Below are 21,878 nucleotides of genomic sequence, written 5' to 3'. Positions count from 1 at the left end.
AGAACCAGTAGCTGATTCTTTATATTTTAAAACTTTAAGGTCAGATTATTATCATCTGTCCCGTCTGTATTGGAAGCATTTCTTGATGCATTGATCCAGTCTTCTCCGTTTAGAATCAGTTTAAATGTATAGGTTTTCCCTTTTTCAAAACTAGATTTCGGAACTTCTAACTCGAAGCGGTTATTTTGTTTCTTTATTAACTGATAGTTTTTATGGTCCGTTTTCCAATCATTGAAAGATCCTGCTACCGAAGCACTATTGATCAGTTTTGAATTTAAATTCTTTGGATGAGTATAGGTAAACACAACGTTATCACCCTTCAGATAATATCCTTCTATTTCCTTTTTACCCGGAGCAGTCGTCAGATCATTGGCTAATCTGGCAGCTGAATTATAAAGTGCCGGAAACGTACTCTGCCCGCTGACATTTACAATAAAACAAATGCCCATATTCAGTTCCGGATATATGGTAAACCAAATCTGATCTCCGAATGCGCCTCCATGTTTATAACCCATTTTTCCATGTTCGCTAAGGCCATAACCGTCCCAGAAATATCCATACCAGTCTCCTTTACTGTTACTGATGTTTCGTTGAGATTCCTGAACAATTGAATTTTTTGAATCCAGTTCATATTTTAAGAACTTCACCAGATCTCCCATCGTCGATTTGGTTCTCGCTCCACTTGCACCCCATAAATGACTTATGGATTTTGGCATCAGACGTCCGCTTGAATGATATCCATTCGCTAAGACTTCTCCTTTACCCAATTCCAGTTTGGTGTGATCCATTCCTGCTTTTGACAGGATATTTTCTTTAAGCAGCGTTTCATAGCTTTTACCGTAAATGTTTTCCAGCATCAGACCTGTAAGTTCAAGACTCAGATTACTGTAGTTATATTTGGTTCCAGGCAGTGTATCCAGTTTTACCTTTTGAAGATCCTGCTTAAAATTATCTTTTGTGTAATGCTCTGCCAGTTTATTATATTGAAAAGGTGTTTCATCCGACATATTTTTTCGGATTTCAGCGTCATCAGGCAGGTTACGCGGCAATGCGGTTCTATAGGAAATAAGATCTTTAATTTTAATGGGAGTTCCGTTGTATTCTAAATTGGGATATGATCCTTTCAGATATTTACGGATATCGTCCTCAAGATTAATTTTATTTTCCAAAACAGCCTGAGCCAAAAGCTGACCCGTAAAAAGTTTGGTAATTGATGCTATTTCAAAATAGCTATCATTGGTCGCTTTATTTCCTTTTCCTTTATCTATTTCTCCGTAATGTTTTGTATACACTTTACCGTCTTTCACTATTCCTACCGATACGGAATAAGCTCCTGATTTTTCCTTTAATTTGGCAGCATTAGCATCCATGATGGAATACACCTCTTTCTCACTTTGTGAGAAACCTTTCACAGAAAGAATAATGAATAAAAAAATCGACAGTTTTTTCATGGAGTAGATCTTATTTTACAAATTTATTGGGGTTATCGGGATTATCTTTCTGATATTGTATGGCGTCTTTGATCTCATTGTTTAGCCACTGGTCAAAGGGAATTTTTTCATTAAAATCAATCGCGTACTTTTCTTTACCGTCTTCAGAAACCATAAATTTGAAGCGATCAGAAATCATATTACCTTTAGCCGAAGCATAGGTATTGATCTGGTAATAAGGAAAATTTTCTTTGGGTCTTTCTACAATTTCAAAGACCAGCTTCTTCTCAGCCTCCGATTTTAGGGGATAAACATTGACGTAATAGAGCCCTGAAAGGGTTTTGTTCTGCTTTTCAAAAAACTGAAGAATTGTCTTCTCTTTTTGGTTGTACTGAAATGGATAAGCATAGTATTTCCCCTGAATTTCCCTGTCTTTCTCAGACCGTTTTACAATGGGTTTTACCGTTTCTCCTTTGGTGTTCATTATTCCCCAGGTTCCACCTACAATACCTTTATGTTCATCTTCTGTCTGCTCCCAGTCGCAACCGTCACAAAATTCAGCATAACCGTACTCAAAATATGAAACAAAATCATGTCTGGCTTCTATGGCGATTTTTCCGTTCCGGTCTGCAAAACCTACTTTCCCGTTTTTAACAAATCTTTTTAAACCTTCATTGAAATAATCTGCTCCATTATCATAAAAGAATGGTCTGTACAGGAAGTTGCCTTTTTTATCATAAACGTATCCCCATGCATTTTTCTCTTTAGCTTCCCCCTTTTTAGAACCATCAAAATAAATGGTTTCCTCTTGTACAGGATCACCGTCTTTAAGATCTGAATATATTTTAAACTGTGCAGGAACGATGATTTTCCCGTTCTGATCTTTTACTCCAGCCAATGTATCTTTTGAGATAAAATACTTTAAAACCTCTTTCTTCTGGGAAAAAGAAAGGATGGGTATTATGGAAATGAGTAAAAGAGTTTTTTTCATGTTGAATATAAAATAAAAAATGCAGCCCAAAAGGCTGCATATGATTTATACTTTAAGATCAGCCTCCAATCCTATCAGGTCTTTATTCTGATCCAGAATCGGCTGGACTTCATTGCTGATGAACTCCTCTGTCTGAATCGGTGCAAAACCGATAAAATTTTTCGGATCTAAAACTTCTTTTAATTTTGATTTGTCTAATTTCAAAGAATCGTCATTTAAGATTCTTTCAATAAGGTCATTTTCTTTTCCTTCTTCTTTCACTTTCCTGGAAGCTTCCATAGAGTGAACTCTGATCACTTCGTGAATTTCCTGGCGGTCACCACCAGCTTTCACCTCTTCCATGATGATATATTCTGTTGCCATAAAAGGAAGTTCTTCCATGATATGCTTGTTGATTCTGTTTGGATAAACAACAATTCCATTCATGATATTGTTCCAGATCAACAAGATGGCATCAACCGCAAGGAAAGCCTGAGGAATCGTCAGCCTTTTATTAGCTGAATCATCCAATGTTCTTTCAAACCATTGTGTAGAAGCAACCATCGCAGAACTTGTTGTCAGAGACATGACATATTTCGCCAGCGCCCCGATTCTTTCACTTCTCATTGGATTACGTTTGTAAGCCATTGCTGATGAACCGATCTGGTTTTTCTCAAATGGCTCTTCAATTTCTTTAAGATTTTGAAGAAGACGTAAATCGTTGGTGAATTTATGTGCAGACTGAGCAATATTTCCTAATAAAGCGACTACTTTAGCATCAATTTTTCTGTCATAAGTCTGACCAGAAACTCCGAATACTTTCTCAAAACCGAATCTCTTTGAAAGTTCTTTATCTAAATGTTTTACTTTAGAATAGTCGCCGTTGAAAAGTTCAAGAAAACTTGCAGCTGTTCCGGTAGTTCCTTTTACTCCTCTGAAACGAAGGGTTTCAAGGAAGAAATCCAGCTCTTCAATATCAAGAACCAAACTCTGTAACCAAAGGGTCGCTCTTTTACCAACAGTTGTTAATTGAGCCGGTTGGAAATGGGTGAATCCTAAAGTAGGAAGATCTTTATACTGAATAGAGAAATCAGCTAAGTTTTTCATTACGTTAACCAGCTTTTTCTTTAAGATTAAAAGCCCGTCACGGATTTGAATAAGGTCTGTATTGTCTCCTACAAAAGCCGAAGTAGCTCCCAAATGGATAATTCCTTTTGCGGAAGGCGCCACATCACCATACGTGTGAACGTGAGCCATCACATCATGACGGAATTTTTTTTCATACTCAGCCGCTTTATCATAATCGATGTTTTCGGCATTGGCTTTAAGCTCGGCAATTTGCTCGTCTGTAATATCAAGACCCAGGTCTTTTTCAATTTCAGCCAAAGCTATCCAAAGCTTTCTCCAGGTACGGAATTTGTTATTATGTGAGAAATTAAACAACATTTCTTCACTGGAATAGCGCTCTTCCAATGGATTTTTGTAGGAATTCATTCTTTCTTTTACTTTTAGATGTACAAAAATAAGGTTTTTCGGTGAGAGATGAAAATTGTAACGAGTGTTTTAAGCCCGGTTCGGAGCAATTTTATTTTCTTCAGCAGTAAACCTATAAAAGCATGTTTCCATTGCTTCTATTTCTCCCATTAATTATACCCATAAACACAGATAATCTTTTCTGTTTAATTGGGATTTGCTGAAAAGAACTAATTTTGCAGATTGATTTTTAAACCATACTAATTCATCGATTCAATGGGATTACAGAAACTGGAAATAAAGAAAAACATCCAAAAAGAAGAGGATAAGAATTTGTCTTTCCGCATTTTTGATCTGGATAGCAAAAGACTTGAAGAATACCAGCAACCCCATAAAAAAGATCACTTCTGTATTATTGTTATGGAAAGCGGCCATCTGCATGTTCATATTGAAGAGAAAAGTTATCATCTTAAGCCAGGAAAGATCTCTGTCATTTTTCCTGAGCAGGTTCAGTTTATTTCGAATTCAAGTGGAGATTTAAAAGGAAAAGTTATTTTATTTGAAGAGATCCTGTTCTGCTCGGACATTCTTAAAAACGAACTGAGCACTTATAATGTCAACCTTTCGACGCAGCTCAACTGTACGATCCTTCCTCCGAAAGATTTCGAACGAAGCAAGAATCTGTTGGAAATCATCCAGGATATTTATATGCATCCGAGTCTTATCAAAAAAGAACAGGCTCGTTTTTATATTAAAGTTTTCCTGTTGGGTCTTATTGAATCTATTCACGGACTCCATCCTGTACTGTACAAGGAAACTACGGACAAACCTTTGTATGTCCGCTTTAAAAAGCACCTTAACCAACATTATAAAGAGGAGCGAACGGTTCAGTATTATGCTGATCAATTAGCTATCACCCCTAAAAAGCTAAATTCCATCACAAAGAAACATTGCGGCGAAACGGCTATTCACGCTATCCATAACCGAATTCTGATGGAAATCAAAAGACAGCTTTTGTTTTCAGACCTTACGCATAAAGAGATTGCGTTTGATCTTGGTTTCAATTCTCCTTCCGCCCTCAATAAATTTGTAAAATCCAAATTAAAAGAGACTCCGACGGAACTTCAGCAGGAGTTGGCGCAAATGTATAACGGATAGTCTCATTTGTATAACATGTGCCGTTCCTGCTTATCTAAATTTGCATCATTATAAGTAAAGAAAATGAGTAAATTATTTATTGCAGGAGAAGTTTTTCATGGTCCTGGAAGTCTTGACGAGTTAAAAAATATTAAAGGTAAAAAAGCGGTTATCGTAACCGGAGGAGGTTCTATGAGAAAAAGCGGAACGCTGGACAGAGCGATTGCTTTTTTAGCTGAAGCAGGAATAGAAACTAAGGTTTTTGATGGTGTGGAAGAAGATCCTTCCTCTGCTACCAGCCTTAAGGGTGCTGAAGTAATGACTGCTTTTGAGCCGGACTGGATCATTGGTTTAGGAGGATGTTCTGCTATTGATGCAGCAAAGATTATGTGGGTATTCTATGAATTCCCAGATACGGATTTTGATTCATTAATTAAACCTTTCTCTGTACCTGTACTAAGAAATAAAGCCAAATTTATCGCCATTCCTTCTACCAGCGGAACGGGAACTGAAACTACAGGATTAGCCGTGATTACAGATCGTGAAAAAGGGGTAAAATATCCAATTGTTTCTTATGAACTGACTCCGGACATCGCTATTGTAGACGGTGAAATATGCGCTTCCATGCCTGCTCACATTACGTCTAATACTGGTTTGGATGCATTGACCCATTGTGTAGAAGCTTATGTTTCGAATATTGAAAACAATTATGCAGATGCCCTGGCTAAAGGTGGTCTTGAAATCGTGTTCAACAATCTGAAAGAAGCTGTGAATAATCCAAATGATATTAAGGCCCGTCAGAATATGCATGATGCTTCTTTTATGGCAGGGTTGGCGTTTAATAATGCATGGTTGGGAATTGTTCATTCATTATCACATCAGGTAGGTGCATTGTATGGTATTCCTCATGGAGCTTCCAACGCTATTTTCTTACCTAATGTAATCCGTTTCAATGCTCAGGCTACAGACCGTTTTCCTGATCTTGCGAAAGTGATTGGTAAAGAAACTGCAGAAGATCTGGCTCAGGCTGTTGAAACATTGAGATCTGAAGTGAATAATCATTCATCGCTTAAAGAGTTTGGAATTTCAAGAGAAGATTGGGACAAAAATCTGGATTACATTGCTAACAATGCATTAATTGATCCCTGTACTGGCTTCAATCCGCGTGTCCCAACACTGGATGATCTGAAAACTATATACAATGCTTGCTATGAAGGTCTTGTATATGCTGAAGAAACCTTACTTGGTTAATATTCTTTTTTAACAGAGGTTATAATTAATCATTTCGACATTGATAAAAAGATCATTCTTATGAATGGTCTTTTTTATATTCTATTTAATTTTTCAACGGAAGGTGATTTTATTTGAATTTATTTTTTAATTTAGTAAAACATAGAGCTTGAAAAGCTTATGGATTAAATAACAAATCAAAACCAAAATTCTTATGAAAAATTTCAAAAAATTAACTAAATCTGATTTAAAAACAATTGAAGGCGGCTGGGTTCCACCAGAGGGAGGAAGATGCCCGAATGGAACGTGCCAGTATTCTGAAAACGGACCATGCAGAATTTATAACCCCGATAAATGTTATTAAAAACATCTGATCTGAACCCTGTTTAATTGGTTAAAATCAGTTTTAAAAGCATAAACAAAGCCGTTCTTCCGAGCGGCTTTGCTGCTTTGTTTAAAGGAAAATAATATCAAGGTTCAGATACTGATTCTGATATTATTTGAGGAGGGAAATGCTATGCAAGCCCACAATCTGATCCTACAGAAATACATTTTTTTACAAATGAACACCAGAAATAACCTGGCAAGCACATAGGAATACCTCCCTGAACAGTTTTCAATTCTTTTTTTGAAAGTTTTTTTAGATTTTTCATATAGTTTTTTTTGGTCTTTCCTACTCTATAAGCTTTTCGGATTTCGCTATGATTTGATTAAACTAATTTACATTTTTTTTAAATCGAAAATATAATTTTAATTCATCCCCTGTTTGCAAAGATGTATTTGACCTTATTAAATTTAAAAAATTTGAAATTGAATTTCTATATATATGAAAAAGCCGCTCTTTCGAACGGCTTTGTGTATTACAATTGGATTTACTGGTAAATCACAACATCGTCTTTTTTAATCTGGTAACCCGCTTTTTTATAAGGAACTAAAACATAAGCTTCTTTAATATAGCTTCCGCTTTTCCACAATTTGCTTTTTCCTTCTCTTTCAAGGATAATACTTTTTGCATTTCCATCCGGGATGAAAACTTCAGCCCTTTTCATATCCTTACTAAAAATAACAGCCGTCATTGAAGTGGAACTTTTGTCTGAGTTCACTTCCTTTAATTTGATTTTTTGTGCAAAAACCTTTACACAAACATTTTTGATTTGTGAATACGTATAACCTGCTGAGCCTATGCAGCCATGAACATCCCTATCGCCTCCTAGAACGGGAGATTTTTGTTGGGTAAAGGCTAAAGAGCTGAGGAACATTGCGCCCAATAAAATAGTTTTTCTCATATTTTAAATATTAATGGTTTTTAGTTTTACAAAATAACAACAGAAATAAGGTATTAGTGAATCTAAGATACAAAAAAAAGCCAACTCATTTTGAGAGTCTTATAAATATACTGTTAAGTTATGTTGATTTTGAGACTTTATATCTCCGGAATTGGTTCTGCTCATATTATGAAATTTTCTAAATTCAAGCTTGAACTTTAAATCTGCAATTGGAGAATTTACAGTCCTTATGATGTTAAAAACAAAAAGACTGCCTTAACAGACAGTCTATCGTATTTTAAAAGTTGTAGTTTACTGATAAATCACAACATTATCTTTTTTAAGCTGGTATCCGTTTTTCTTAAACGGCACTAATGCGTAGTCATCCTTTTTCCAAACTTTACCTTTCCCCTGTCTGCTAAGGATCAGACTTTCTCCGTCTGTATCCGGAACGAAAACCTCAGCTTTCTTCATGTCTTTACTAAAGATCACTGCGGCCATTGAAGTAGAGCTTCCTTTAGGGGCAACTTCTGTAAGTTTAATCTTCTGTTCAAAAACTCTTACACAGTCTTTCTTGATCTGAGAATAGGTATATCCAGCAGAACCTATACAGCCATGAGCATCTCTGTCTCCTCCGACTGTTTGTGCGAAAGTAAAAGAACCCAGAAATATTGCGCTAAGTAAAATCGTTTTTTTCATAATTATTATCTTAAAGTTATAAATGTCCTAATAAAAATCATGCCAAAAAAATAAAAGCCACTCATAAGAATGGCTTTGGTCATATTATTTGGTCCAGTTAACTTTTGAATGTTTTACATCATCAGAATTGGTTCCGATCATGATATAAAATTCTCCCGGCTCCCAGTCAAATTTCAATTCTCCGTTGTAGAATTTCAAGCTTTCCGGTGTAATATCAAAGGTTACTTTTTTAGACTCTCCTTTTTTCAGGAAAACTTTCTGAAATCCTTTCAATTCTTTTACAGGTCTTGTAATACTTCCTACCATATCTCTGATATACAGCTGTACCACCTCAGCACCGTCATAATTTCCACTATTTGTAACAGTTACTGCAGCCTGAACGGTTTGATTTCCTTTTGGATTTGAATTTGAAACAGACATATCCGAGTAGCTGAATTTAGAATAACTCAAACCGTATCCAAATGGATACAGCGGTGTATTACACTCATCCATATAATTGGAACGGAATCTTTCGTATACACATTTATCAACCTTATCCTGGCTCAGTGGGCGGCCTGTATTTTTTGCATTATAATAAATTGGCACTTGTCCTAAACTTCTTGGGAAGGTCATTGGAAGTTTTCCTGAAGGATTTACTTTTCCAAAAAGAACATCTGAAATAGCATTCCCCGCTTCAGAACCTGCAAACCATGCATTCACAATAGCATCTGGTGTATCTTTTACGTTAGTCAAAGCTAATGGGCGCCCCGTAAAAAGAACCATCGCAATTGGCTTTCCAGTCTTTTTTAGTTCGTTTAGCAAATCAACCTGCGACTGAGGAATGGTAATTTCTGTTCTTGAAGAGGATTCTCCACTCATTTCTGCAGATTCTCCGATGGCAAGAACGATAACGTCTGCTTTACTGGCAACATCCACAGCTTCTTTTAACAGCTGTTCTTTAGAACGGCTGTCTCTGTCTGTTTTTTTACCATGAGCAGCATAGATATCTTCCAGTTTAGCATCATAATCAATGTTGGCTCCTTTTGCAGAAAGGAATTTCACTTCTTTTCCATAATTAGCCTGAAGCCCCTGCATCAAAGAAACTGAAGCAGCATGTTTTGTGGCCACACTCCACGTTCCGGCCATATTGAGTGAATTATTGACCAATGGTCCGATCACTGCGACTGTACCAGATTTCTTCAGAGGAAGCACCTGGTTTTCGTTTTTAAGTAAGACCATAGACTGGGCTGCTGCACTTCTTGCTATGTTACGGTTTTCCATGTTGTAAACCTCTTTTGCTGCCAGTTTTGCATCTCCATAACGGTAAGGATCATCGAATAAACCAAGATCAAATTTTGCCTCAAGAATTCTTCTTGCTGCCAGATCGATCTCTGCCTGGGTTACTTTTCCTTCATCCAGAGATTTTTTCAGCGTGGTAAGAAATCCTTCTCCTACCATATCCATATCCACACCAGCTTTTAGAGCTAAAGCAGATACCTGCTGAAGATCTCCCATTCCATGCTCGATCATTTCGTTGATCCCTGTATAATCGGTCACCACGAAACCTTTGAAGTTCCACATTTTTCGGAGAACATCGGTCTGCAGCCACTTGCTTCCTGTTGCCGGAACTCCGTCCACTTCATTGAAAGAAGCCATTACAGAAGCTACACCTGCATCTACTGCTGCTTTATAAGGTGGAAAATATTCGTTAAACATTCTTACGTGGCTCATATCTACTGTATTATAATCACGTCCGGCTTCTCCGGCTCCATATAATGCAAAATGCTTGACACAAGCTAAAATGGTATTTCCTACGGAAAGGTCTTTACCCTGATATCCATATACCATATTTTTAGAGATTTCACTTCCTAAATACGGATCTTCCCCTGAACCTTCAGATACTCTTCCCCATCTTGGCTCACGGGAAATATCTACCATCGGAGAGAATGTCCAGTTGATTCCGTCTGAAGAAGCTTCTTTTGCAGCTACCCTTGCAGACTGCTGTACCAAATTCATATCCCATGAAGCAGCTAACCCTAAAGGAATAGGGAATGTAGTTTCATAGCCGTGAATGACATCCATTCCGAAGATCAAAGGAATTTTCAAACGGCTTTTTTCAATAGCGACTTTCTGAACGGCTTTGATCTTTTCAGCTCCTTTTATATTAAATAAACCTCCTACTAATCCCATTTCAACCTTTTTACCAATATCAGAGCTTTGAGCCTGCCCTGTGGTAAAATCTCCCGAAGTAGGCAGGTTAAGCTGGCCAATCTTTTCATCTAAAGTCATTTTAGACAAGAGATTTTCTACAAAAGCTTTTCTTTTTGCCTGATACTGAGCTGTCTGATAAGACTGCACGGGCTTGGTTACCATTTCCTGTGCAGAAAATACAGGAGCAAGCGCTAAGGCTGCGAGTACAATTAACTTTTTCATAAATCTATCTTCTTAAATTATAGTTCTGATTTTATTTTTTTGTTTTAACGTGGAGGCGTTTTCTTTTTTTTGTTAGAGCAAAGGTGCTATATCTTTTATGGTACAAGGATTTTATCAGAGGTCAATGGATTGCGTTATAACTTGGCAATCATCCTCCTTATCTACTCTTCTCTATTCTCCTTTTTTTCTGGATAGCATCCACTCATATAACTTGGGGTCCGAATAAGTGGAATCCCAGGAATTATGGTTATCATTAGGAAAAATGACCAATTCTGCAGAAGGGTTTACGGGATGCAAGTTCTGATAAAAATGAATCGCATTTTCAGGTAAGACAACATCATCCATTCCTCCATGGAAGATTTTCATGTTTAACCCTTTATATTGATTAATATTCGCATACATGACCATGTCAGTAGGAGCACATACGGAAACAACTGCAGCGAACATTTCAGGATGTTCCATGGCCAGCTTCAATGTTCCCCAACCTCCCATCGAAAGTCCGGTAAGATAAATTCTGGAGGCATCAATTTTATATTTTTTCTGAATTTCTTTAATCAGACTATACACCGTTTCGGTATCCCACCAGGTATCTGCCGGACATTGTGGTGCTAAAATAGCGACAGGTTCCTTAATCAGGTTTTTATAAGTAAATGGACTGTGAGCCTTCACTGCTTCCAGATTATTTCCTCTTTCTCCTGAACCATGAAGAAACACAATTAAGGGAACATTTCCTTTTACCTTTTGGGGGTAATCCAGAATGTAGGATATTTTTTCTGTCTTTTTAATTTCTTTGTTTAATTCAGCTTTTATCTCCTGTGCATTCAACTGTAATGAAAACGGCAGAAGTAAAAGGGAAAGGTATTTTATTTTTAATTTCATATCGTTGTTTAAGGTTGTTGATGCATTGTTTTTTTAGCAGATTAAGCCTGTTTTTTATTCCTGAAAATCCTTTCAATAAACATCACATTAAAAATCGGATTATTTGATTCCGTATTTTTCAGACTGGAAACTTAATTTTTTAAGTCCCTGCCGAATCTCAGGAGCATTCATAAACAGTTTCCAAAGAAATCCTGTTCTGTAGTTTTCGATCATCGGCGCTATTGTTCCCTGATCTATTGCTAAGTATCTTGGCGTAAACCAATTGTTATAATTAACTGAAGTTGCATCATAAGGTCCTGCCGATCCGATGAATTCAGGTTTTTGAGTGTATAGGAATCTTAGAAAGTCCATAGATTCTCTGGGTGTATAAGGGAAGCTGCTCAGTGCTGCTGTAGGCGTGATTATGCCATTGTCATTGGTAGGCATATGAGCTGTATACCCTGTGCTTCCATCTTCATTTCTTGTGTATCCGGCTGTTAGTCCCCAATAGTTCGGACCGTAGCCTTTCCATTGTTTTGGATTTTCAACGCAGTATTTATAGTCGATAAGGACTTGATTTTTGTTTAAGTCAAAATAGTTTTTCACCAGTTTATCAGAAAGTCTGGTAGGATCCAGACCGATATAAGAATATTGTGACCAGAAAAGCGGTCCGCCGTATTCTTCGGCATAATTGTGTTTTACATACAGGGGAAGTCCGTATTTTGTTTTGTCTGTAAGGTAAGTTCCGTTTCTTGTCCACCCTTTATAATAGGTTTCTGCATCGATAGGATGTGTAGGTGATGAAGCTGCCAAGATATAGGTAATCAGGCATTCATTATAGCCTTCCAGCGGAAAATTCATTTCCCATTGATATTCCGGCGACCAGTGCCAGTACAGAACTTTTTCGCCTCCTTTCGTGTACCAGTTCCATTGAATTCCTTTCCAGAGCTCGTCACATTTTGAAGCAAGGGCCTTTTCTTCGGCATTTCCATTTTTAAAATATTCGCGTACCATCAGAATTCCTGATGTTAAGAATGCGGTTTCAACAAGGTCACCGCCATTATCTTTTTTCCCGAAAGGAACCGTTTTTCCTGTTTCTCCGTTGATCCAGTGGGACCAAGCCCCTTTATGACGATCTGCCTTAGCAAGAAAATCCATCATATGTGTAAGTCTTTTCACGGCTTCTTTTCTTGGAATAAATCCTCTTTCCACTCCTACCAGAAGTGTTGCAAGTCCAAACCCTGAACCACCCGTTGTTATAACGTGTTTATCATTATCGGGATAGATATTGTCTTCATGGTAACGCTCTCTTCCCAGCATTGATTTTGGCTCTGCATAGTCCCAGAAATACTTTATGGCATCTTTCTGAACTCTGTCCATCATCTGCTCATCTGTGATGTCGCTTTTTACGGATTTATTTTGGGCAGTCTGATTTTTGCTGATCTGAGAGTTTTTGCATGAAAGCAGTAAAGAAACTGTAATAATAGAAATAACACCTAACTTCATAACATAGACATTTTCATAAGTTTGATTAAAAAAATAGCCAAAGTAAACTTTGGCTATTTTATAATATTATAGATTAATAACCAGGATTTTGTGTAAAAGCTCCATGGCTTTGATCCATTGCATCTAAAGGTATTGGAAATACTTCATTCTTCCCTGCCTTAAATCCGTAAGGAGCCAATACTGTTGCTGCCTGTCCGGTTCTTACCAAGTCAACAAACCTGTCACCTTCAAGAGCCAACTCTACTCTTCTTTCGTGCCATATTGCCTGACGTAAAGCTATCTGGGTTGTAGCTGTTGTTGGTAAAAGATCTGCTCTGTCTCTCACTTTATTCAGATTTAATGCAGCTGTTGCTGTATTTCCTAATTCATTAGCTGCTTCTGCATTAATCAAAAGGATCTCAGCAAAACGCAATATTCTGATATTCTGGATAGATCCATAGTCACAAGCACTGTTATTCAATGCTTTTGGAACATATACTTTTTGGTTATAGGTCGTTACTGACTGAGCATCTCCCATAGCGATTAAATCTCCTTCAGGAGTAGTTTCTCCATTTCTAAGTATGGTAAGTTCTTTTCTGATATCCCCTGCTTCAAATGCATTTTCCAAAGCAGCAGAAGGTGTGAAAAAGCCCCATCCAAACTGATCTCTTACTCCCTGAACCTGGGCATACTGACTTCCTTTGTATGGAGGTTCACATCCACAGTTCACTTCAAAAACAGATTCTTTCCCAAATTCGCCTGCCGGTCTGAATAAATGGTTAAAATCAGGATCTAAATCGTATCCCATACCGATTAACTGGTTTGAAGTATCATACGCCTTCTGCCAGTCTTTTTTATAAAGATATACTTTAGAAAGCAATCCCAATGCAGCTCCTTTTGTTACGCGTCCCTGATCTGAAACAGGATAGGTCTGAGGAAGAACTTCTGCCGCAGCAATAAGATCAGCAATGATAAAGTTATACACTTCTTCTACAGAGTTTCTAGGCTTTTCATATAAATCCTCTACTTTATCATAAATCGGAACTCCACCATAGATCCTTACTAAATTAAAATAGAAGTATGCTCTTAACATTCTGGACTCTGCAATCAATCTGTTCTTTAAAGTAGTATCCATGTCTATTGCAGGAACCTTGGTTATCACCTGATTCGTTCTGTTCACAGCCTGCCACTGCCCGATCCAATATCCTCTTACTCCTTCATCACTCACTGTATAGGTGAAATTATCATATACATTAATGAAAGAAGAATCTCCGGGATTAGAACCTTTTACAACATCATCCGCCGGAACTCCGAAAACAAACTGATAAGGGAATGCTGAATTTTCCCAGCTTCTCAGAAAGCTATAGATAGCACTCGTTGCCTGCAAAGCATCTTCCTTTGTTTTGAAAAATGATGAAGCTTCTACCTGACCTTCCTGTTTTATATCTAAAAACTCTTCTTTACAGCTTACCGCAAGTGAAAACAATGCGATTGATAAAAATATCTTTTTCATAACTCTTTCTTATTAAAATGTTAAGTTCATACCAATAGTATAAATTGCTGAAATCGGATAGATGTTATTATCAACACCCATCTGAACTCGGTCTGTATTCAAGATTTCCGGTGAAAAACCATGGTATTTGAAACTTGTCCAAGGGTTCTGCGCACTTACATATAATCTTAATTTGGTAATAGACATAGAATCAGCAAATGATTTTGGTAAATTATAACCTACCTGGATATTTCTAATTCTTATATAACTTCCGTCTTCTACATAAAAGCTATTGGGTAAGATAATAGACTGGTCATTGGTTGCCATCGGATAATCATTTGACGTTCCTGCACCGTGCCATCTGTTGTTATAAAAATCTAAATCCCAATTTTCGTTCCCGTAACGCTGCTCTCTGTTGAAATTGTATATTTTGTTTCCAAAAACACCCTGGAAATCAATCGCAAAATCAAAGTCATAGACATTCAGGTTAACACCAAATCCATAAGTTCCTTTAGGAATAGGGCTTCCTAGGAAAGTTTTATCTCTGGCATCTATCACACCGTTTCCGTCAATATCCTTAAATTTAAACCCTCCTGCTTTCGCTCCGTTTTGCGTAGCCCACGCATCAGCTTCTGCCTTGGTCTGGAAAATACCTTCTACCTGATACCCATAATAAGAACCTACAGCCTGTCCTTCCTGAAGTCTTATGATAGAGTTACCGTATAAACTGGCTCCTGTCTGTAAATAAGATCCATTAAAAACAGAAGTAATCTTATTCTTCAGAGTGGTCATATTCCCGTAAACTCCAAGTTTTACATGGTCACTAATAGTCGTGTCATAGTTGATGGAAAATTCAAATCCCCTGTTGTTAAATGAATACGCATTGGTAATGAAATTATTCCAGTTACCTGCTCCAGACACTGTTCCCTGAACAATACCATAAACAACATCTTTTGTATCTTTGTCAAAATAGGTGGCATCAATTTTCAGTTTATTATTGAATAATCCCATTTCTAATCCAAGGTCTCTACCTGTTGTCGTTTCCCAGCCAATATTAGGATCAATAATTTTATCAATGGTTTGCGCCGGTGCTCCATTTTCTCCGTAATATGCTCCTTCATTAATTTTTGTTGTATTCAGAGTAAAAGCTCTCTGTACATCCGGATTACCCAATTTACCCCAGCTTGCTCTTAATTTTAAAAGATTAAAAACATTCTGTTCGCTCATGAAGTTTTCTTTTGATATAACCCATCCGGCGCTTACCGCAGGAAATACCTTGTATCTGTCATTTGAAGAATACTTAGAAGTTCCATCTCTACGAATGGATGCATTCACTAAGTATTTCCCACCATAATCATAATTCAGCCTTCCGAAAAAGGATTCTATTCTATCCTGGTATGGAATAACATCTCTTCCTCCTTCTTCAAAATCAGTCATATAAATATTCGTTCCGTTAGATATACCCAACGAAGCATTACTTCCATCATACTTCACATCCAGTGCTTCTGCATAAGCCTGATAATAAGAATTTCTTGTTCTGGAGAAACCGGCTAACACTTCCAGATTATGCTTTCCGAAATTCTTTTTCCAGCTTAGAGTGTTATCCCAGATATAATTTCTGGTTCTGGAATCTCTTGTGACTAATTTAGAGGCCTTTTGATCAGAAGTAGGAACATAGCCAAATGTTGGCGTGAATTCATACTTACTCGTATTAATATTATCCGAACTATAGCTGATTTTTAAAGTGAAATCTTTCAGAAATTTATACTCTCCCCAAATATTATTCAACAGTCTTTCTTCTCTGATCTGAGATCTGTATAAATCTAATTTCGCCCTGGAATTAGGAACTTTAGCCAACGTAAAGTTTTGATAATCTCCGGTACTTGGATTCATTACATCGTAAACAGGTGGTGATGAGTAAGCATCCAAAAGAGGATTCAGTGCCTGATCCGTGTGCATTTTTGAAAAAGTAAAGTTATTTCCAATGGTAATATTGTCTGTAACTTTATAGGTAAGATTAACTCTGGTGCTTAATCTGTTAAAACCACTTCCTGAATTAATTCCCTGTCCTGCTCTTAAATTTCCTTCATCCTGTAAATATCCGATACTACCATAATAATTAAGTCTGCCAACATTTCCTGCCGCAGAAAAATCATTGGAGTTAATAAGACTTGTTCTTAATATTTCTTTGAACCAATCCTTATCGGTCGGATAGGATGATCTGTCTAAAGGTACCGGGTTGGTTACATTGTCATTGATCAACTTCTCATTGTACAGCTGCAAATACTGATCAGCGTTTGCCATTTTAGGAACATTTGTAACAGTCTTGATTCCTAAATAAGAGTTAAAGTTAAAAATAGGTTTTTTACCCTTTCCGCTTTTGGTTTTAATGATCACAGCACCGTTAGCGGCTCTTGCTCCATAAATTGCCAAACTCGAAGGATCCTTCAAAACACTCATAGATTCAATATCCTGAGGACTTAGGAAAGAGATATCGTCTGTGATCATTCCATCAACGATAAAAACCGTTTTACCAGTCAGGGAGCTGATCCCTCTAATATCTACTCTGGGTGAACCTCCAGGCGCTCCAGAATTCAAAACCTGTACACCGGATAATTTTCCTTGTATAGAACTGATTGGATTTGCATTGGGTTTGTTTGCCAGATCTTTTGCAGAAACTATCCCGATACTTCCGGTAATATTTTCTTTTTTCTGAGATCCATATCCTATCAGGACTACCTCCTCAATCTTCTGCTCTTTCGCAGCAGAATCTTTTGGAGTAACCTGCGCATTGACATTCATACCGAAGTATAAAACGGCAATGAGGCATGGATACTTTAAATCACGTTGTTTCATATAGTTCAATTTTATTCGTACAATCTAAACTTATTTAATGTCTTTATTTGTGAATTATTTAAATTCTCAAAAAAAGACATTAGGTAAAAATATAAAAAAAAATGAACAATGTTAACATATCTTAAAAATTTAAAAAAAATAATTAATCGTTAAATAAAAATCTAAATAAATCATATCAAGATAAGCAAATCACATTACAACTATTGATTCATTATAAAATACCCAATTAAAAAATGAGTATTTTTAACAAAAAATTCACCAAATACGCAGCCTTAATTAATATTTTGTTAATACGGTAATAGTGTTTACCTTTGGCGCAATATTTGAAAAAATAAGAAAAAGTTCAATGAAAAAATACATTATAACGGCAGCCTTATTAATTGGGACAGGAGCATTAGTTCTAACCAGCGTGCAGTCATGCCAGACTATGGCTACTACTGACCTTGGCTTATCGATCATTAAAAGGGTTTTACTGAATGGTATCGATAAAGGAATGGGCATCTACAGCAATAAGGAAGCTTTCCTACAAAACAATATGATCGACAAAGCTCTTCCAAAGGAGCTTAGAGACATCAACTCCACCCTGGAAAAGATTTCGCCTTCCCTTGTAGCCAAAGAAAGAGATTTTATTGCACAGGCAGCTTCTTATACCGTCAATATTTCAAAACCGATATTGCAGGATGCTGTTAACAGCCTGAATGCACAGGATGTGACAAGAATTATCCAAGGCACGACTGCCACACAGATCTTAAAAGAAAAGACCTCACAGCAGCTCGTAGCAGCCATTGCTCCGAAAGTGGATGAGAAACTGAATGAATACGGCATTGCAAAAACCATCAACATGGCTCTTTCAGGAAACAATCTTTTAGGCAGTCTTCTTGGCGGAAGCAACAGCAATGTGAACACCGGAGGATTAAGCAAACTGGCGTCTGAACAATTGGTCAACGGTCTGTTCAATATCATCGAAGATTACGAGCATCAGAACTCTAAGGCACTGCTTGGACCACTTGGAAAATAGAAAAATTTTCGCTATATTTATATATAATTTAACATAGGCAGATGGATATATTACAAGGAAATCAACACGCAAATCCCGAGGATTTTTATAAATCACTGAAGGAGAAACTGGAAGGGCATCATGACTTTCCGGAAGATTATTTATTTAAATTTATTATTCCTACAGACGATGCTAAACTTACCGAAATTTACAAAGTTTTTGACGGCATCAAGTTTACACTGGGTAACAGAGAAAGCAAAAATGGAAAATATACAGCCTGTAACATCAATGCATTCGTTCTGGATGCAGATCAGGTAGTCAAAATTTATAAAGAAGTAGCAAAAATAGAAGGTGTCATTCTATTATAGAAAATAAAAAAGTCAGCTTGCGCTGACTTTTTTTATGTTCATTATTTTTCAATAAAAAATTTCACATTTTCAATGGGTCTTCCCAGCATAGCAACAGATCCTTTGATCAAAATCGGCCTTTGTATGAGCGAAGGATTTTCAGACAGGATCTTAATCCACTCTTCTTCAGAATAATTTTTATCAGCATACTTTTCCATGTACAGTTTATCTGTTTTACGGATCATATGAAATACGCTTTGATTAAGCTTTTTCAATACTGTTTTGATTTCTAAGATGCTCAATGGATCTTCTACGATGTTGATGATCTCAAAAGGAACACCATTTTCATCCAGATACTCAAGAACCGCATTGGATTTCGAGCAGCTTCCGTTATGTAAAACCTTAACCATCATAATATAATCATTTAATAAATTAAACTTCTCCTTCAAATTTAGGAAGAAATGAATCGAAAGCGATCTTAAATTGTGATAAAAATTTGTTAAAACAGGCCATTCAGCTCTGCTTCTATCTTATCAAGGATAAGTCCGAAATCTTCCGGTTTTTCTACAAAATCAAGATCATCTACTTCAATTACGAGGAGCTTTCCTTCTGTATAGTCAGAAATCCATTTTTCGTATTTCTGATTGAGTTTTGAAAGGTATTCGATGCTGATGGATGCTTCATATTCCCGACCTCTCTTGTAGATCTTTTTCACAAGATTCGGAACATCAGATTTTAAATAAATTAAAAGATCAGGTGCAGAAACAAATGATTTCATCAGGCCAAAAACCGATATATAGTTATTGAAATCCCTGTCTGAAAGAAGTTTCATATCATTCAGGTTTTCTGCAAATATGTGAGCATCTTCATAGATGGTACGATCCTGAATAATATTCTTGCCGCTTTCTCTGATTTCTTTCACCTGACGGAATCTGCTTCCCAGAAAATAGATCTGCAGTGCAAAACTCCATTTACTCATATCCGCATAAAAATCTTCAAGATAAGGGTTATGGTCTACATCTTCAAACTGTGCATCCCATCCGTAATGCTTCGCTAGCATCGTGGTTAAAGTTGTTTTTCCTGCTCCAATGTTTCCTGTAACTGCAATGTGCATTCTCCTAAGTATTTTTTTAATTAATTGGTCTAAACACCAACAGTCTGAACGTCGGAAGTGTCCTGTATCAGCTGCTGCAAAGTATCATCAGTAGCTTTCTGTTCAGATTCCTTCTTTTCTGTGTCCTTTTTCGTTCCTTCTTCTCCAGCGGGTTTTTCAGATGATGGCTCTGTAACCGTTGGTACAGCATTCTGCCTGGTTTCGGGTTCTGTCTGTGGTTTAGTTTCTCTTATTTTTTCCAGGTTGTAAAGATAGAGTTTGTTCGCTTTGATTTCAAAATAAGAAAGGATGTTTTTATCCACAATTTGTGCCTCCTTATCTTCAAAAATTTTGACCATTCCTTTTTCGGGATCGTATTTCAAAATCGAATGGTCTGCAACCACCAAAATGGTTTCATTCTCCCTTCTGAATCTTTTCCCGTTTTCAAGTGGTGCTTCAAAGAGTTTTTCAAATTTCAGCGAATACACCCCGATATGTTTTCTGGTTAAAATATAAACCTTTGTTTCATAGACGAGTAAATCCATCAGATCATCAAAACTGACATCAAAGGGATAGGAATTGATGGTGGTATCATTTCTGAAATTATACTGAATGAGTCGTTTTGTGCTGTCATCCAAAAGCCATAGCTGCTGGAGATCTTCCGCGTATGCCATTTTAATGAAACCAAATTTCTGCTTAAAATCTACTTTCTGGATCTCGTTCATATTCTGATCGACAAACTTCATCTCCTGAGCATTTTCTGAAAATAAAACCAGGCTCAGTGGGTTCTGTACAGACTGTACTTTGTATGGGACTGTGAACATCAGTTTCCCAAGCTGTTTTCCTAAAGAATCGTATTTGGTAAAACTGAAATCTTTGTTTTTGTAGATATACAGATTCCCGTAATCGTCTGCCAGCATATCTTTAGCTTCCTTCAGTTTCAGAGTATCAAAAGAAAGGGTTTTCTGTGCACTCAATGTACAGAACAAGAAGGTCAATATAATATAAAGTATTCTCAAAGTGTATTTTGGTAAAGATAACTTTCCTTCACGGAACGTCAGCAATTTACGCTCTTTTATTTAAATTTTAAAAGCTCAATTATTTAATGGCAATTTCATAAATTTTTGCCCAATTTTTCCCTGTCACCAGCATATGATCTCCCTTAAAGGCAATCCCGTTTAAAACATATTCGCTGTTGCCCTGATCGTTCTCTTGAGTTAATTTTGTGAAATCAAACTTCCCGACTACCTCTCCTGTTGCAGGATTGATCTTCAGGATAACAGGCTTATGCCAAATATTGGAATAAATATAGCCGTTATGGTATTCCAATTCATTAATATTATCATATATCTCGGCATGTCCTGCGACGGCAACTGTTCTCACCACCTTTGAAGGATCGTTGACATCCAGGAAAAAAAGATTTTTTGACCCGTCTGTAGCAATAAGATTTTTTCCGTCATAAGTGAGCCCCCACCCTTCTCCTATTACATTAGGTAAAGGAAACTCAGAAAGCTTTTTCAGTGAATTCTTATCATAAACAAAACCTATTTTATTTTTATAGGTTAACTGATAAATTTTATCACCGACAATCGCACAACCTTCAGAAAAAATATTGGCAGGCTGTTTCTCGACAAGGCTTGGAACCGATGATCCCAAAGTATACTTTATAAGTTTGGAAGCACCATCCAATCCTGCGCTTTCATAAACCGTATTCCCTTCCAAAAGAAATCCTTCGACAAAATTAGTCGGATCATGAGGATAGTCTGCGACAATATCATAAGAAATATTCTGTTCCGGACTATTCGCGAAGACATTGATCGTTGCATCCTGATTTAAGGTTTCTCCGCTCTTGGTTTTAACAATGAATGTAACATCATTATCCCCCAACGTAAAAAACCTGGGATCAACGGTTAGATTTGAAGTCTCCTTATCACCAAAACTAATCGTTATGGTTTCTGCATGATCTGTTACTTCTTTGGGCAACTTAAGCTCTTCTCCAAAATGGTATCCCTTTTCCTCCCTTGAATTATTATAATCCGCCAGAGAATCAAGCATTTTCTCATTATTGTTACATGATGACAACAGGAAAATGACGGCTAAACCAGCTATAATATTTCTTTTCAGTGAATTCTTA

20 protein-coding genes are annotated in these 21,878 nt (G+C 36.9%); 5 read left to right on the top strand and 15 right to left on the bottom strand.

Annotated elements, in window-relative coordinates; genetic code table 11:
* Positions 1-26: 26 nt before the first annotated feature.
* Genes IW16_RS17300 through purB form a run of 3 tightly spaced genes read right to left on the bottom strand, consistent with a single transcriptional unit; the run spans position 27 to position 3,894 of the window.
* Positions 27-1,451 carry a serine hydrolase gene (locus IW16_RS17300; protein WP_051890391.1) on the bottom strand — a complete coding sequence of 475 codons (1,425 nt, stop codon included), beginning with the start codon at positions 1,449-1,451 and terminating at the stop codon, positions 27-29.
* A 10-nt stretch (positions 1,452-1,461) separates the two neighbouring features.
* Entirely contained in the window at positions 1,462-2,421 is a 960-nt protein-coding gene (locus tag IW16_RS17295) for a WG repeat-containing protein (protein WP_034747188.1), read from the bottom strand.
* Positions 2,422-2,466: 45 nt separating this feature from the next.
* Entirely contained in the window at positions 2,467-3,894 is a 1,428-nt protein-coding gene (gene purB / locus IW16_RS17290; RefSeq protein ID WP_034747185.1) for an adenylosuccinate lyase, read from the bottom strand.
* A 255-nt stretch (positions 3,895-4,149) separates the two neighbouring features.
* On the opposite strand from purB, the gene IW16_RS17285 reads away from it, so the two are divergent.
* The 3 genes from IW16_RS17285 (at position 4,150) to IW16_RS26355 (ending at position 6,604) form a co-directional block, all read left to right on the top strand.
* Positions 4,150-5,031 (top strand): AraC family transcriptional regulator, encoded by an 882-nt coding sequence (locus tag IW16_RS17285; protein WP_034747182.1) that lies wholly within the window; start codon positions 4,150-4,152, stop codon positions 5,029-5,031.
* Positions 5,032-5,094: 63 nt separating this feature from the next.
* The gene (locus tag IW16_RS17280) at positions 5,095-6,261 is read left to right on the top strand and encodes an iron-containing alcohol dehydrogenase (protein ID WP_034747180.1); all 1,167 of its coding nucleotides are present in this window, start codon (positions 5,095-5,097) and stop codon (positions 6,259-6,261) included.
* 193 nt (positions 6,262-6,454) lie between these two features.
* Complete coding sequence (locus tag IW16_RS26355) at positions 6,455-6,604, top strand: bacteriocin-like protein (protein ID WP_117590663.1); 150 nt, start codon at positions 6,455-6,457, stop codon at positions 6,602-6,604.
* A gap of 151 nt (positions 6,605-6,755) precedes the next feature.
* Here IW16_RS26355 and IW16_RS26350 read toward each other — a convergent pair whose 3' ends face one another.
* The 8 genes from IW16_RS26350 to IW16_RS17245 all read right to left on the bottom strand — a co-directional run bounded on the left by IW16_RS26350 (position 6,756) and on the right by IW16_RS17245 (position 17,307).
* Complete coding sequence (locus tag IW16_RS26350) at positions 6,756-6,893, bottom strand: bacteriocin-like protein (RefSeq protein WP_117590662.1); 138 nt, start codon at positions 6,891-6,893, stop codon at positions 6,756-6,758.
* A 219-nt stretch (positions 6,894-7,112) separates the two neighbouring features.
* The gene (locus tag IW16_RS17275; protein ID WP_034747179.1) at positions 7,113-7,526 is read right to left on the bottom strand and encodes a hypothetical protein; all 414 of its coding nucleotides are present in this window, start codon (positions 7,524-7,526) and stop codon (positions 7,113-7,115) included.
* A gap of 291 nt (positions 7,527-7,817) precedes the next feature.
* On the bottom strand, positions 7,818-8,204 hold the full coding sequence (locus IW16_RS17270; protein ID WP_034747176.1) for a hypothetical protein: 387 nt from the start codon (positions 8,202-8,204) through the stop codon (positions 7,818-7,820).
* Between the two features lie 84 nt (positions 8,205-8,288).
* Positions 8,289-10,616 (bottom strand): beta-glucosidase BglX, encoded by a 2,328-nt coding sequence (gene bglX / locus IW16_RS17265; protein WP_034747173.1) that lies wholly within the window; start codon positions 10,614-10,616, stop codon positions 8,289-8,291.
* Positions 10,617-10,787: 171 nt separating this feature from the next.
* Positions 10,788-11,495, bottom strand: coding sequence for a carboxylesterase family protein (locus IW16_RS17260; protein ID WP_034747170.1), 708 nt, complete (start codon positions 11,493-11,495; stop codon positions 10,788-10,790).
* Positions 11,496-11,594: 99 nt separating this feature from the next.
* Positions 11,595-12,980, bottom strand: coding sequence for a glucoamylase family protein (locus tag IW16_RS17255; protein WP_034747167.1), 1,386 nt, complete (start codon positions 12,978-12,980; stop codon positions 11,595-11,597).
* A 73-nt stretch (positions 12,981-13,053) separates the two neighbouring features.
* The gene (locus IW16_RS17250; RefSeq protein WP_051890388.1) at positions 13,054-14,472 is read right to left on the bottom strand and encodes a RagB/SusD family nutrient uptake outer membrane protein; all 1,419 of its coding nucleotides are present in this window, start codon (positions 14,470-14,472) and stop codon (positions 13,054-13,056) included.
* Between the two features lie 12 nt (positions 14,473-14,484).
* Positions 14,485-17,307, bottom strand: coding sequence for a SusC/RagA family TonB-linked outer membrane protein (locus IW16_RS17245; protein WP_084694577.1), 2,823 nt, complete (start codon positions 17,305-17,307; stop codon positions 14,485-14,487).
* Between the two features lie 346 nt (positions 17,308-17,653).
* Here IW16_RS17245 and IW16_RS17240 point away from each other — a divergent pair, with 346 nt between their 5' ends.
* Positions 17,654-18,325 (top strand): DUF4197 family protein, encoded by a 672-nt coding sequence (locus tag IW16_RS17240; protein WP_034747163.1) that lies wholly within the window; start codon positions 17,654-17,656, stop codon positions 18,323-18,325.
* Between the two features lie 41 nt (positions 18,326-18,366).
* Positions 18,367-18,672: a DUF493 family protein gene (locus IW16_RS17235; protein ID WP_034747161.1), complete on the top strand. Its 306-nt coding sequence runs from the start codon at positions 18,367-18,369 to the stop codon at positions 18,670-18,672.
* A 41-nt stretch (positions 18,673-18,713) separates the two neighbouring features.
* On the opposite strand, the gene IW16_RS17230 is transcribed toward IW16_RS17235, so the two are convergent.
* The 4 genes from IW16_RS17230 to IW16_RS17215 form a co-directional block, all read right to left on the bottom strand.
* Positions 18,714-19,064 carry an arsenate reductase family protein gene (locus IW16_RS17230; protein ID WP_034747157.1) on the bottom strand — a complete coding sequence of 117 codons (351 nt, stop codon included), beginning with the start codon at positions 19,062-19,064 and terminating at the stop codon, positions 18,714-18,716.
* An 86-nt stretch (positions 19,065-19,150) separates the two neighbouring features.
* Positions 19,151-19,765 (bottom strand): deoxynucleoside kinase, encoded by a 615-nt coding sequence (locus tag IW16_RS17225; RefSeq protein ID WP_034747153.1) that lies wholly within the window; start codon positions 19,763-19,765, stop codon positions 19,151-19,153.
* Positions 19,766-19,794: 29 nt separating this feature from the next.
* Positions 19,795-20,721: a hypothetical protein gene (locus IW16_RS17220; protein WP_228376954.1), complete on the bottom strand. Its 927-nt coding sequence runs from the start codon at positions 20,719-20,721 to the stop codon at positions 19,795-19,797.
* A gap of 121 nt (positions 20,722-20,842) precedes the next feature.
* The gene (locus tag IW16_RS17215; protein ID WP_034747611.1) at positions 20,843-21,868 is read right to left on the bottom strand and encodes a glutaminyl-peptide cyclotransferase; all 1,026 of its coding nucleotides are present in this window, start codon (positions 21,866-21,868) and stop codon (positions 20,843-20,845) included.
* Between the last annotated feature and the right edge of the window lie 10 nt (positions 21,869-21,878).

The organism is Chryseobacterium vrystaatense (assembly GCF_000737765.1).
Lineage (GTDB): Bacteria > Bacteroidota > Bacteroidia > Flavobacteriales > Weeksellaceae > Chryseobacterium > Chryseobacterium vrystaatense.
This window is presented reverse-complemented; position numbering and strand designations above follow the sequence as displayed.

Coding starts and splice junctions, on each gene's coding strand:
- IW16_RS17300 (WP_051890391.1), bottom strand. CDS start 1,451: ATGAAAAAACTGTCGATTTTTTTATTCATTATTCTTTCTGTGAAAGGT.
- IW16_RS17295 (WP_034747188.1), bottom strand. CDS start 2,421: ATGAAAAAAACTCTTTTACTCATTTCCATAATACCCATCCTTTCTTTT.
- purB (WP_034747185.1), bottom strand. CDS start 3,894: ATGAATTCCTACAAAAATCCATTGGAAGAGCGCTATTCCAGTGAAGAA.
- IW16_RS17285 (WP_034747182.1), top strand. CDS start 4,150: ATGGGATTACAGAAACTGGAAATAAAGAAAAACATCCAAAAAGAAGAG.
- IW16_RS17280 (WP_034747180.1), top strand. CDS start 5,095: ATGAGTAAATTATTTATTGCAGGAGAAGTTTTTCATGGTCCTGGAAGT.
- IW16_RS26355 (WP_117590663.1), top strand. CDS start 6,455: ATGAAAAATTTCAAAAAATTAACTAAATCTGATTTAAAAACAATTGAA.
- IW16_RS26350 (WP_117590662.1), bottom strand. CDS start 6,893: ATGAAAAATCTAAAAAAACTTTCAAAAAAAGAATTGAAAACTGTTCAG.
- IW16_RS17275 (WP_034747179.1), bottom strand. CDS start 7,526: ATGAGAAAAACTATTTTATTGGGCGCAATGTTCCTCAGCTCTTTAGCC.
- IW16_RS17270 (WP_034747176.1), bottom strand. CDS start 8,204: ATGAAAAAAACGATTTTACTTAGCGCAATATTTCTGGGTTCTTTTACT.
- bglX (WP_034747173.1), bottom strand. CDS start 10,616: ATGAAAAAGTTAATTGTACTCGCAGCCTTAGCGCTTGCTCCTGTATTT.
- IW16_RS17260 (WP_034747170.1), bottom strand. CDS start 11,495: ATGAAATTAAAAATAAAATACCTTTCCCTTTTACTTCTGCCGTTTTCA.
- IW16_RS17255 (WP_034747167.1), bottom strand. CDS start 12,980: ATGAAGTTAGGTGTTATTTCTATTATTACAGTTTCTTTACTGCTTTCA.
- IW16_RS17250 (WP_051890388.1), bottom strand. CDS start 14,472: ATGAAAAAGATATTTTTATCAATCGCATTGTTTTCACTTGCGGTAAGC.
- IW16_RS17245 (WP_084694577.1), bottom strand. CDS start 17,307: ATGAAACAACGTGATTTAAAGTATCCATGCCTCATTGCCGTTTTATAC.
- IW16_RS17240 (WP_034747163.1), top strand. CDS start 17,654: ATGAAAAAATACATTATAACGGCAGCCTTATTAATTGGGACAGGAGCA.
- IW16_RS17235 (WP_034747161.1), top strand. CDS start 18,367: ATGGATATATTACAAGGAAATCAACACGCAAATCCCGAGGATTTTTAT.
- IW16_RS17230 (WP_034747157.1), bottom strand. CDS start 19,064: ATGATGGTTAAGGTTTTACATAACGGAAGCTGCTCGAAATCCAATGCG.
- IW16_RS17225 (WP_034747153.1), bottom strand. CDS start 19,765: ATGCACATTGCAGTTACAGGAAACATTGGAGCAGGAAAAACAACTTTA.